Raw genomic sequence first — 12,557 nt, forward strand, 5'->3', positions numbered from 1 at the left:
CAAAACATTTGCCAGACCACGCCCTTAACGTTACTCAGACCGCCGGCAACTGTTCCATTGGCCAACGCGCCTGCACCTGAATGGCGGGGCCATCCTGCTGACCGGCCAGCAGACGCTGGCAACCGGCATACGCAATCATGGCGCCGTTGTCCGTACAGAAACGTGGGCGGGCATAAAAGACATGACCACGTAGCTCCTTGAGCATGGTCTCCAACGAAGTTCTCAGCGCAGTATTGGCGCTGACACCGCCAGCAATTACCAGAGACTTGAGGCCTGTTTGCTTAAGGGCACGCTTGCACTTGATCGTCAGCGTCTCGACGACCGCACGCTGAAAGGCCAAGGCGATATCGCAACGCGTCTGCTCACTGTTATCCCCTGCCGCCTCGCATTGCTGCCAAGTGTTGAGTGCAAAAGTCTTTAAACCGCTGAAGCTGAAATCCAGACCAGGCCGGTCTGTCATCGGACGCGGAAAGACAAAGCGATCAGGATTGCCATTGAGCGCAAGTCGAGCAATCTCCGGCCCGCCTGGATAACCGAGCCCCAGGAGCTTGGCAGTCTTGTCAAAGGCTTCCCCCGCAGCATCGTCTACCGACTCGCCCAGAAGCTGATAACGGCCGATACCGTCCACCCGTACAAGCTGCGTATGGCCACCAGACACCAACAAGGCGACGAACGGAAATTCCGGCGGCTGCTCCTCCAGCATGGGCGCCAACAAATGGCCTTCCATGTGATGAACCCCCAACGCCGGAACACCCCATGCCAGACTCAGCGCCTGAGCAAAGGAGGCGCCTACCAGCAGCGCACCGACCAGGCCCGGACCGGCCGTATAGGCAATGGCATCGACATCGGCCGGCTTGCTGCCTGCCTCAGCCAATACCTGATTAATAAGAGGAAGCATTCGTTTTACATGGTCACGGGAGGCCAATTCAGGCACTACCCCACCATAAACACGATGCAAATCGATTTGACTGAATAGCGCATCGGACAAAAGTCCACGTTCGCTGTCAAAGAGTGCGACACCTGTTTCGTCGCAGGACGTTTCGAGTCCCAGAACACGCATGGGCAGATGGCCTTCGGCCTGACGATGAATGAAGGAAGGCATGATAATCCCACCCATTTGCTCAGACCAGTGCTTTCGTCCGGAAGCTTTGCATTTACCCCGGCGAAGCGTTACTATCCGCAACCCTTAAAAACCGACGCTTTACATGGCCAAGGCCTCAAGCGTTGAATCAACCCCCGGTAAAACATTGAAGGTACGACCTGGATGCCCGCCGTCAAAGTCAAAGAAAACGAACCCTTCGACGTAGCCCTGCGTCGTTTCAAGCGCTCTTGCGAAAAAGCCGGTGTTCTGGCTGAAGTTCGCAGCCGCGAGTTCTACGAGAAGCCTACTTCCGAGCGTAAGCGCAAGGCAGCTGCTGCTGTTAAGCGTCATGCCAAGAAAGTGCAGCGCGAACAGCGCCGCCGCGAGCGTCTGTACTGATCAGACGCCTGCAAGGCTAACGGCTCCGCCCGACCACTGGTCGGGCTGAACGTATGTGATCTGCTAATCCGCACCACCTGTCAAGCATGCCCCATGCCTGGCACTTCCTGTTGAACATCCTTTCGCAACGTGCGTTAGTATGCTCAAGTTTCGATAGTCGAATTTATAATTCAACCAAGCGACCTGCGCATGAAAGCAACCGTTTTTCATCGCGTATGCTAATGGCCCTCCCTGAGCCGAATGCACCATGGCCGGATTGATCCCCCAGAGCTTTATCGACGACCTGCTCAACCGCACCGACATTGTCGAAGTGGTAGGGTCACGCATCAAGCTAAAAAAAACCGGCAAGAATTTTAGTGCGCTCTGTCCTTTTCATAACGAAAAGAGCCCTTCGTTCAGCGTAAGTCCAGACAAGCAGTTCTATTACTGCTTCGGCTGCGGCGCAGGTGGAAATGCCCTCGGCTTTGTCATGGACCATGACAATCTGGAGTTTCCCGAAGCTGTTGAAGAGCTGGCCAGAAAAGCCGGTCTTGACGTTCCCCGGGAAGAAAGCACCAGTGGCGGCCCACGCAAGCCGCGGCAGATGGTGGACTCTCCGCTGTATGCGCTGCTGGCCGATGCAGCCACGTTCTATCGTCAGTCGCTCAAGAGTCACCCCCAGCGTAAAGCCGCGGTGGATTACCTGAAGAAACGCGGCCTGACCGGCGAGATCGCGCGTGATTATGGTCTGGGATTTGCACCGCCTGGCTGGGACAATCTGCTCAAGCATCTGGCAGGTGACGAGCTTCAGCAAAAAGCCATGATCGAGGCCGGCCTGCTGATCGAAAATACCGAAAACGGCAAACGCTACGATCGCTTCCGTGATCGGGTCATTTTTCCGATCAAGGACAGCCGTGGACGCGTTATCGCGTTTGGCGGTCGGGTACTGGGCGATGAGAAACCCAAGTACCTGAACTCTCCGGAAACGCCTGTTTTCCACAAGGGGCAGGAGCTGTACGGGCTGTTCGAGGCTCGCAGAGCCAACCGGGACCTTGACGAGATCATTGTCGTGGAAGGCTACATGGACGTGATTGCCCTGGCGCAGCAAGGCATACGAAATGCTGTTGCCACCCTGGGTACGTCTACCAGCGAGGAGCACATCAAGCGCTTGTTTCGTCTGGTGCCTCAGATTCTGTTCTGCTTTGATGGCGACAAGGCCGGTCGTAGCGCAGCATGGCGCGCGCTGGAATCAGCGCTCCCCACCCTACAGGACGGTCGCAAGATCCGCTTTCTCTTTCTTCCCGAAGGCGAAGATCCAGATTCTCTCGTCAGATCAGAGGGCCCGGACGCGTTTCAGGCACGCTTCGTCCAGCAGGCGCTGCCACTGGCCGAGTATTTCTTCCAGCAACTGGCAGCCGAGGCTGACCCGTCTACTCTGGAGGGAAAGGCGCACCTGGCGACATTGGCCATACCGCTGATTGAAAAGGTCCCGGGAAATAACCTGAAAGCGCTCATGCGCCTGCGCCTGACCGAGCTGACCGGGCTCAACAACGAGTCGCTCAATCAGTTTGCCAGCGCATCAGCCGCGATACCACGGCCTACGGACGAGCCTTACTACGAGCAGGATGCCTACTACGACAGCGGCTATGATTCACCTGCGCCTGCTGCGCCCTACCCGAGCACTCGCACAGGCAAGCCCTCGTATGGCGGGAAAAATGGGTTCCGCGGCAAGAAGTCGTTCGGCTTCAAAGGTGACCCTGCCATGCGTGCCCCACGCGAGCCGGTAAAGGTTGAACCGCCTACGCTTGCCGCATTACGCAGCCTGGTGCACCGCCCTTCGCTGGCCTTGCAGGTTCAGGATGCAAAGAACCTTGCCGAAGAAAATGACCAGTACGCACAGCTTCTTGTTGCCCTGGTTGATGCCTTGCAGAAGAAGCCCGAACAGAGCACGTTGCAGCTGCTGGCACGCTGGCACGGCACTGAACAAGGCAAACTATTACGTGTTTTAGCCGAAAAAGAGTGGTTGATTTCAGGTGATAACCTTGAACAACAGTTTTTCGACACCATTACTAGGCTTGCAGCAAGCCAGCGTGAACGCAGCCTTGAACAGCTGCTCCGCAAGGCGCGCCAAAGCGAACTCAGCATTGAAGAGAAGGACCGTCTGCGCGAGCTTCTTAGCCGCCCAGCTGTGCCATCAACCTGATTCTGGCAAGAAAGCCGCCTGATCGGCTATAATACTCAGCTTATTTTTGCCCGCCTATGCCTTCGTGGAAGGGTGTTTATGTCCGGAAAAGCGCAACAGCAATCTCGTCTTAAAGAGTTGATCGCCCGCGGTCGCGAGCAGGGTTACCTGACGTACTCGGAAGTCAACGATCACCTGCCGGAGGATATCTCCGATCCAGAACAGGTGGAAGACATCATCCGCATGATCAACGACATGGGGATCAACGTATTCGAAACAGCTCCGGATGCGGATACCCTACTGCTCGCAGAAGCGGATACCGATGAAGCCGCCGCTGAAGAAGCCGCCGCCGCACTGGCAGCAGTTGAAAGCGATGTTGGTCGTACCACCGACCCCGTGCGCATGTACATGCGTGAGATGGGTACCGTTGAACTCTTGACCCGTGAAGGCGAAATCGAAATCGCCAAGCGTATCGAGGAAGGTATCCGTGAAGTCATGAGCGCTATCGCTCACTTCCCGGGCTCGGTTGAATACATTCTCAGCGAATATGATCGGGTTACGTCCGAAGGCGGTCGCCTGTCTGACGTTCTCAGCGGCTACATCGATCCCGATGACGGCACGCTGCCTGAGAGCGAAAGCGATGACATTCCTGTGCCCAAGGCCAAGGATGCCGCTGCAGCCCAGAGCGACGACGAAGAAGAAAGCGAGAGCGATGATTCCGAGGAAGAGACCGAAAGCGGTCCGGACCCGGAAGAAGCTCGTCAGCGCTTCGCAGCCGTAGCCGAACAACTGGAGAAAACCCAAAAGGCGCTCCAGAAGCATGGCCGTAGCAGCGATCAGGCCATTGAAGAGCTGGTGGCCCTGGCCACGCTGTTCATGCCGATCAAGCTGGTACCCAAGCAGTACGAGATACTGGTAGGCCGCGTTCGCGAGTCGCTGGATCGTGTTCGTGCCCAGGAACGCGCCATCATGCAGCTGTGTGTACGTGATGCACGTATGCCCCGTGCTGATTTCCTGCGTTCGTTCCCGAGCAACGAAACCAACCTTGAGTGGGTAGACAAGGTTCTCAAGAACAAGCCCAAGTATGCCGAAGCGATTGAGCGCCTGCGTCCTGATATCCAGCGCAACCAGGAAAAGCTGATTGCCCTGCAAAAGGAGCTTGATCTGACAGTTGCCGAGATCAAGGAGATCAACCGCAACATGTCCATCGGCGAAGCCAAGGCTCGTCGGGCGAAAAAAGAGATGGTTGAGGCCAACCTGCGTCTCGTGATTTCGATCGCCAAGAAGTACACAAACCGTGGCTTGCAGTTCCTTGATCTGATCCAGGAAGGCAATATCGGTCTGATGAAGGCGGTAGACAAGTTCGAATACCGCCGCGGCTACAAGTTCTCCACCTATGCGACCTGGTGGATTCGTCAGGCGATTACCCGCTCCATTGCGGACCAGGCACGGACCATCCGTATTCCGGTTCACATGATCGAGACGATCAACAAGCTCAATCGTATTTCCCGCCAGATGTTGCAGGAAATGGGTCGCGAGCCGACGCCGGAAGAGCTGGGTGAGCGTATGGATATGCCTGAGGACAAGATCCGCAAGGTATTGAAGATCGCTAAAGAGCCAATCTCCATGGAAACACCGATTGGTGATGATGAAGATTCGCACCTGGGTGATTTCATCGAAGACTCCACCATGCAGTCTCCGATCGAGGTAGCGACCAGCGAAAGCCTGAAAGAAGCGACTCGCGATGTACTGGCAGGACTGACGGCTCGTGAAGCCAAGGTACTGCGCATGCGTTTCGGCATCGATATGAATACTGACCATACACTTGAAGAGGTCGGTAAGCAGTTCGATGTGACACGCGAGCGTATTCGTCAGATCGAAGCCAAGGCCTTGCGTAAGCTGCGTCATCCGTCTCGTAGCGAGCATCTTCGCTCGTTCCTCGACGAGTAAATGAAAAACCGGAGCAAACGCTCCGGTTTTTTATGCGCTTTATTTTGCCATTTGCTTCTATATGGGTATAATGCGCCCCTCTCGTAGGGCCTGTAGCTCAGTCGGTTAGAGCAGAGGACTCATAATCCTTTGGTCGAGAGTTCGAGTCTCTCCGGGCCCACCAGAAATTCGAAAGTATCACAGGGGCGTCGCCAAGCGGTAAGGCAGCAGGTTTTGATCCTGCCATGCGTTGGTTCGAATCCAGCCGCCCCTGCCATATCTCAGCGCCAAGCGCGTAATAAAAAAGGCTTACCTCGGTAAGCCTTTTTTATTTCTGCTCTCCTTACGCCTTCAGACCTGACGATCCGGAGGCCGAGCCCTGCGCGGAATGCATACCTGTCTCTACCAGGGTCAACCTCGGCTTAGCCGATTCAGTCGCCGTCGACTCGCCGAGAGGAAGCGTCACGCTGAACGTAGCCCCCTGTCCTTCGATGCTGCAGACACCTATCGTGCCACGGTGCGCCTTGACGATCTGATCGGCGATATAAAGCCCCAAGCCCAGCCCTGCAACGCCTTCGCTTCCACTAGCGCGCTCAAACTGGCGGAAAATACGCTCCTGATTCTCAGGCGAGATACCGATACCAAAGTCGCGTACGCTAAGTACAGCGCAGCCGTCCTTGACATCCAGTTTCACATGAACGGGCTTGCCTGCACCGTAGCGCATGGCATTGGTAAGCAGATTGGCAACAACCTGCTCGATTCGGAATTCGTCCCACTCCCCTTCGATGTATTCGGGAAGCTCTACCGTGACGTCACAGCCAGTCGCGTTGAGTTGCGGCATGAAATTTTCGACGATACTGGAAACCAGTTTCACCAGATCGAAACGGGAAGGTCGGATAGACAACTTGCCCGTCCGGATACGGGATACGTCGAGCATGTCATCGATCAGACGTACCAACTTCTGTACCTGACGCTCGTCCCTCTCGACCATCTCCATCAGCTTTTCAGGCGTAAAAGCTGCCATATTATTCTTGCCCAGGTAGATCTTGCGCAGCTGGGCTTCAAGAATCAGGGTATTGAGCGGGGTCTTCAGCTCATGGGAAACGATAGACATGAAGTCGTCGCGCATCCGCACCGCATGCTGCAACTCAACTTGCGTCTGGCGCAGCTCGGCCAGCAGCACCTCCTGCTCCTGACGGCTACGCTCAAGCGCCTCAAGCTGACGCCGCATGCCCTTGCGGTGCCGGTACAGGTCCACGAATACGCTGACCTTACTCTTGACCGCATGGATGTCGAGCGGCTTGTAAAGAAAGTCTACAGCTCCGCTCTCATAGCCTTTGAAGGCATAGTTGCGGTCATGACCGGCAGCACTGACAAAGACGATTGGAATATGTTTGGTCTTCTCGGTACTTCGCATCATTTCGGCAAGCTCGAAGCCGTTCATGACCGGCATCTGCACGTCCAGAATGGCAAGCGCAAATTCGTGCACGAGCAATAGCTCAAGCGCAGCCTCGGCAGAACCTGCCTTGAATACAGAGAGGTCCTCGTGTTTCAACAACGCCTCAAGTGCCAAAAGATTCTCTGGAAGATCGTCAACGATGAGAATCTTTGCTGTATTCACTTCTTTAAGCATTGTTCTGTTCCAGCTCGACGAGCAATGTATTAATGTCTCTGACAGGCAAAATGAAATCAGGAGTAAACAACTTGAGAGCCGCTTCCGGCATCGTAGGCACGAAGGCTTCAGCCGGATCCTGAACAACGGTCAACCCACCGGCACGGTGGATCGCTCTCAAGCCTGCCGCGCCGTCCTCATTGGCTCCGGTCAGTAGAACACCACAAAGGTGCTCGCCAAATACGTCTGCAGCACTTTCGAACAATACGTCGATTGAAGGCCGCGAAAAGTGCACACGCTCTTCCCGGCTCAGGGAGAGCGTTTTGTCCTGTTCGATCAGCAGATGGTACCCAGGCGGCGCAAAGTACAGTGTGCCAGGGTGCAGCGGTTCCTTTTCATCTGCTTCCTTGACGTCTATCTCCAGACGCAGTCGGAAAATTTCCGCTAGTTTACTGTCCTTGTCCTCGGGCATGTGTACTACCACGACGATAGGCAGGCGAAAAGTTTCGACCAAGCCGACCAATAGTACACTAAGTGCTTGTAGCCAACCCGCGGAAGCGCCTACAACAATTGCTTCAATTTGCCGCTGCGGCAGCGAAAAGAGGGTATCCGGCCCTTGTTTCATGACGATTATAACCGCCTGAAAAGTCGTTCTTTTTTGACGACCGGTTCGAAATGACCCGCATAGGCAGAGAAATCGAGCGACTCCTTGCTGCCGAGCCCGAGAAAGCCCCGGTGGCACAGCGACTCATGAAACAAACCGAACGCGCGATTCTGTAAGCCTTTGTTGAAATAGATCAGAACATTTCGGCAGGAGATGAAGTGCGTCTCAGAAAACACCATGTCCGTAGCCAGGCTATGGTCGGCAAAGGTGACATTGGCCATCAGTGACTTATCAAACAGCGCCCCATCGTAGGCGGCTGTGTAATAGTCGGAAAAGGAATTCTTGCCGCCGGCCAGCTGATAGCTTTGTGTGTATTTACGCACCCGCTCCAGCGGAAAGACGCCCTGCCGGGCACGATCCAGCGATTGTGGATTGATATCGGTGGCGTAAATCAACGTACGGTCCAGCAGCCCCTCTTCCTTAAAGAGGATGGCCATGGAATAGACTTCCTCCCCCGTACTGCACCCGGCAATCCAGATCTTGAGCGATGGATAGGTCTTGAGCACAGGGACTACGTGCTCTCGAATGGCCAGGTAATAGGTGGGGTCACGAAACATCTCGCTGACCGGAATCGTCAGGAACTGGAGCAGCTCGCTGAACAGTTGCGGATCATGCAGCACGCGAGCTTGCAGCTCTGAAATAGTTTCGCATTCAAACTTCGACAGCGCATGGAGCACCCGGCGCTTGAGCGAAGCGCCGGAATAATCCCGAAAGTCGTAGCTGTATTTGAGATAGATACCCTCGATGAGCAAGCGCAGCTCAATATCCAGGGTACGGTCGGGACACATGGTTACAGCTTCTCCAGTGACGGCATCCATACCCTGATTAATGAGAACAGCCGGTTCAGATCGACAGGCTTAGCCAGATAGTCATTGGCCCCGGCACGCAGACAACGCTCCTGGTCGTCCTTCATGGCCTTGGCAGTAATAGCAATAATGGGCAGTTTTTGCAGGTAAGGAATCTTGCGAATTTCCTGCATGGCCTGATAGCCGTCCATCATTGGCATCATGATGTCCATGAGTACAAGATCGATACCTTCGATCGTTTGTACCTTCTCCACCGCCTCAAGACCATTGCGGGCGATTTCGACGATTGCTCCCTTCTGCTCGAGCGCACTGGTCAGGGCGAAGATATTGCGTACGTCGTCATCTACCAACAGGAGCTTACGACCTTCGAATGCCTTGTCGCGGCTGCGGGCAGTCTTGAGCATTTTCTGGCGCTCAGGCGGCATGTCGGCTTCGATCTTGTGCAGGAAGAGTGTGACCTCATCCAGCAGACGCTCGGGCGAACGGGCTCCTTTGATGATGATCGAGCGCGAGTACTTCATCAGGTTCGCTTCTTCATCACGGGTCAGACTGCGCCCGGTATAGACAATGACCGGCGGGAAGGAGCAGATCTCTTCATTGGCCATGCGCTCAAGCAGCTCGTTGCCTTCCATATCGGGCAGTTTGAGGTCGATTACCATGCAGTCATAGATATTGTTGCGCAGCAGCTCAAGCGCTTCTTGGCCAAGCTCTACCGCGGTAATTTCCACATCCGAATCACCGATGAGCTTGGTGATGCTGTCGCGCTGCAGCGCATCGTCTTCGACCAAGAGAATGCGCTTCATCTTCTGCGAAAACTTGGCTTCGAGTCGACTGAAGACGGTCTTGAGTTCATCACGGGTGGTGGGCTTCATGGCATAGCCAACGGCCCCCATATGCATGGCTGCCTCGACCCGATCCTCGACCGACACCACATGCACCGGAATATGCCGTGTATGGGGGTTTTCCTTGAGCCGCTCAAGCACGGTAAGGCCTGAATGGTCGGGTAGGCGCATGTCCAGCAGGATGGCATCCGGCGTGAACTCGGTTGCGACATCAAAACCTTCATCAGCCCCGTGCGCCACTAGGCAGCTGTACTTCAGCTCATGGGCCAGATCGTAAAGAATACGCGCGAATTGTGGCTCGTCCTCAATCACCAGTACCTTGCGATCCGGGAAGGGGAAGCTTTCACGGTCGTCCGGGAACGGTCTCGGGCGGGCCGGGCTTATTTCGTCAGCCGTCACTACTGGCACCGATGACGGCGCGGCAGCAACGGATGCAGCAACCGCGACTGGAGCTGGCGCCTCGCTGGCAGGACGTGGCGCAGGAGCGGCCTGAACACGGGAAGCAGGTGCGTCGGCAATGAGTGGCTGCTCATATTGCAGGGGTAGGCGTAAGGTGAAGGTACTGCCCTGCTGCGGAACGCTCTGCACTTCAATGGAGCCCCCCAGCAGCTTGGCCAGGTCGCGGGAAATAGAAAGTCCCAGACCGGTACCGCCGTAACGACGGGTCGTTGCGCCATCGGCCTGACGGAAGGCTTCAAAGATGACTTCCTGCTGATCTGGCGCAATCCCAATGCCCGAGTCGGTGACCGCGAACGCGACCTGGTTCTGGTCGAGCGTCACCTTGAGCGTAACGCCGCCTCGCTCGGTAAACTTGAATGCATTGGAAAGCAGGTTTTTGAGAATCTGTTCGATACGCTGCCGATCCGAGTACACAAAGCCAGGCAGATCGTCGGCAAGATCCACCGTGAAAGACAGCTCACGGCTATCGGCCACGGGATTGAATGAGTTTTTCAGGGTGTCGACAACACGCTTGACGGACACCTGCTCAGGCCTGATTTCCAGCATGCCTGCCTCGACCTTGGAAATGTCGAGGATATCGTTGATCAGGTTGAGCAGGTCATTGCCAGCAGAATAGATGGACTCTGCAAAACGGACCTGCTCGGCAGTAAGGTTCGCATCCGTGTTATCGGCCAACAACTTGGCCAGGATAAGCGAGCTGTTGAGCGGAGTCCGTAGTTCATGGGACATGTTGGCCAGGAACTCCGACTTGTACTGGCTGGCACGCTCAAGCTCGCGAGCCCGCTCTTCCAGTTCAGTCTGCGCTGCGTTGAGCAGGTTGTTGCGCTCGTCGAGCATGTCGCGCTGCTGTTGCAGCTCATGGGTCTGCTCGGAGAGCTGCTCATTGGTCTGCTCAAGCTCGGCCTGCTGCTGCTCGAGGTGCGCCTGAGACTCCTTGAGCGCACGGGACTGCTCTTCGAGTTCTTCGTTGGCGGTGCGGAGTTCTTCCTGCTGTACCTGCAGCTCTTCGTTGAGCTGCTGGGTCTCGGCCAACAGCTTTTGCAGACGCTGGCGATACTTGCCGGCCTCGATGGAAGAACCAATCGCTGAGGAGACAAGCTTGAGCAACTCGGTATCCCGCGCTTCCAGACTGCGGGTAAAGCCGAGCTCCACCACACCATTGACCATACCATCACTTTCAATCGGTACGATCAGGGCCGCTGCGGCAGTGGTCTCGCCGACGGCCGAGCTGACCTTCAGATAATCACGTGGCAGATCCTTCAGCTCGATGATGCGTGACTCCAGAGCCGCCTGTCCCACCAGGCTTTCACCCAAGGCCAGCGTGCGTCTCGTGGAAAGGTTCTCTTCGCTCAACGCATATTCGGCTACGCGCTCCAGCTTGCGGTTATCGTCCTGGACGATATAGATCGCTCCCGCAGAAGCGCCCAGATAACGGGCCAGGAATTGCAGGATGCTTTGCCCTAGCAGAGGCAGTGTCTGCTGGCCAATCACCTGTTCGGAGAGCTGCATCTGTCCGGCACGGTACCAAGCCTGCCGTTGCATTTGCTCGGTATGATCGAGCTGCTGATCCAGCGCAGTGGTGTAGGTGCTGGACAGGCGTGTCAGCTCACGACGCCCCAGGAAGGCCAGCAGGCCGCTCAGCAAGAGGCTGACACTCAGGAACGAGGCCACGATGATAATCGTGGCCTGGCTGGCCGTTGCACTACGCTCGGCCCGTTGTTGCTGTTCCAGGGCAATGAAATCGTTGAAGTCACGGCGAATGGCATCGATCATGTCTTTGCCTTCCCCATCACGCACATGCTTCATGAAGTCGCCGTTCTGTTGGTTCAGCGCAATCATGCGTGCCGCATATTCGCGCCAGGAACGGTGCAGGCTCTCGATCCGCTCAAGCCGCCGGAGCTGAACCTCATTGTCCGAAACCTGAATTTTCAGCTCATCCAGCTGGGCTTGCACGGTAGGCAATGCGCGCTGATAGGGCTCAAGGAATGTGGGATCATCACTCAACAGATACCCACGCATCCCTGTTTCCAGGTCTACCACCAGCCTGAATATATTGTTACCGCTGCTGATGACCCGGTCGGTATGCTCGATCCATTGGTTGACGGAGAGAAGGTAATAAACGATAGCAACGAAGAACGCCGAGGTAAGAAAGCCGATCCCTAGAGGCAGGGTCAGGTTGCGGCTCAGGATTCGACGAAAGCTTTGCTGATCGACAGGCGACTCACGATTCATGCGTTACTCAATATCAGTCATGAATGAAAAAGCGGCCACCTGCTGCAAGGCAGCCGCAGTACGGCAAGCATGCACGAAAAAACGAAAAGCGAAGCGGCCCGCGTTAAATTAATTCAATCGCGGGCCGAATTATCCATTGCCTGGACTAGCGCCGAGCGATGATCCAGACAGCATGAATAATGCCTGGAATATAGCCCAAAATGGTCAGCAGGATGTTCAACCAGAAAGCGCCTCCGAGACCAACCTGGAGGAAAACGCCTAGGGGCGGAAGGATGATGGCGCAGATGATTCTGATCAGGTCCATTTGCAAGCTCCTCGTAACAGGCCGTCGAAACAGCTATAGGACCTATTGCACGGGAGTCGGTTCCTCGA

Annotated in this window: 9 protein-coding genes and 2 tRNA genes; 5 read left to right on the top strand and 6 right to left on the bottom strand. The window is 55.7% G+C overall.

Annotated features, from left to right (window positions below; genetic code table 11):
• Nucleotides 1-34: 34 nt before the first annotated feature.
• The gene (tsaD, locus tag GM154_RS07140) at nt 35-1,060 is read right to left on the bottom strand and encodes a tRNA (adenosine(37)-N6)-threonylcarbamoyltransferase complex transferase subunit TsaD (RefSeq protein ID WP_026004189.1); all 1,026 of its coding nucleotides are present in this window, start codon (nt 1,058-1,060) and stop codon (nt 35-37) included.
• 204 nt (nt 1,061-1,264) lie between these two features.
• Between tsaD and rpsU the strand changes: the two genes are divergently transcribed.
• From rpsU to GM154_RS07165, 5 genes are all read left to right on the top strand, one after another.
• Nucleotides 1,265-1,480: a 30S ribosomal protein S21 gene (gene rpsU, locus GM154_RS07145; protein WP_010795989.1), complete on the top strand. Its 216-nt coding sequence runs from the start codon at nt 1,265-1,267 to the stop codon at nt 1,478-1,480.
• Between the two features lie 247 nt (nt 1,481-1,727).
• Nucleotides 1,728-3,662 (top strand): DNA primase, encoded by a 1,935-nt coding sequence (gene dnaG / locus GM154_RS07150; protein WP_219651601.1) that lies wholly within the window; start codon nt 1,728-1,730, stop codon nt 3,660-3,662.
• Between the two features lie 78 nt (nt 3,663-3,740).
• Nucleotides 3,741-5,591 carry an RNA polymerase sigma factor RpoD gene (gene rpoD, locus GM154_RS07155; RefSeq protein ID WP_010795991.1) on the top strand — a complete coding sequence of 617 codons (1,851 nt, stop codon included), beginning with the start codon at nt 3,741-3,743 and terminating at the stop codon, nt 5,589-5,591.
• 86 nt (nt 5,592-5,677) lie between these two features.
• A tRNA-Ile gene (locus tag GM154_RS07160) sits at nt 5,678-5,754 on the top strand.
• An 18-nt stretch (nt 5,755-5,772) separates the two neighbouring features.
• Nucleotides 5,773-5,847, top strand: a tRNA-Gln gene (locus tag GM154_RS07165).
• Nucleotides 5,848-5,913: 66 nt separating this feature from the next.
• Here the strand turns inward: GM154_RS07165 and GM154_RS07170 are convergent.
• The 5 genes from GM154_RS07170 to GM154_RS07190 all read right to left on the bottom strand — a co-directional run bounded on the left by GM154_RS07170 (nt 5,914) and on the right by GM154_RS07190 (nt 12,489).
• The gene (locus GM154_RS07170) at nt 5,914-7,203 is read right to left on the bottom strand and encodes a hybrid sensor histidine kinase/response regulator (RefSeq protein ID WP_219651603.1); all 1,290 of its coding nucleotides are present in this window, start codon (nt 7,201-7,203) and stop codon (nt 5,914-5,916) included.
• Entirely contained in the window at nt 7,196-7,807 is a 612-nt protein-coding gene (locus GM154_RS07175) for a chemotaxis protein CheB (RefSeq protein ID WP_219651604.1), read from the bottom strand. The genes GM154_RS07170 and GM154_RS07175 overlap by 8 nt, the downstream gene beginning before the upstream one ends.
• Nucleotides 7,808-7,812: 5 nt before the next feature.
• Entirely contained in the window at nt 7,813-8,634 is an 822-nt protein-coding gene (locus GM154_RS07180; protein WP_010795994.1) for a protein-glutamate O-methyltransferase CheR, read from the bottom strand.
• A 2-nt stretch (nt 8,635-8,636) separates the two neighbouring features.
• Nucleotides 8,637-12,185 (bottom strand): response regulator, encoded by a 3,549-nt coding sequence (locus GM154_RS07185; protein ID WP_219651607.1) that lies wholly within the window; start codon nt 12,183-12,185, stop codon nt 8,637-8,639.
• A 145-nt stretch (nt 12,186-12,330) separates the two neighbouring features.
• Nucleotides 12,331-12,489, bottom strand: coding sequence for a YqaE/Pmp3 family membrane protein (locus GM154_RS07190; RefSeq protein WP_122041471.1), 159 nt, complete (start codon nt 12,487-12,489; stop codon nt 12,331-12,333).
• Nucleotides 12,490-12,557: the final 68 nt, after the last annotated feature.

Origin of the sequence: Pseudomonas sp. MAG002Y, from assembly GCF_019400845.1 — a bacterium.
Taxonomy (GTDB): Bacteria; Pseudomonadota; Gammaproteobacteria; order Pseudomonadales; family Pseudomonadaceae; genus Chryseomonas; species Chryseomonas luteola.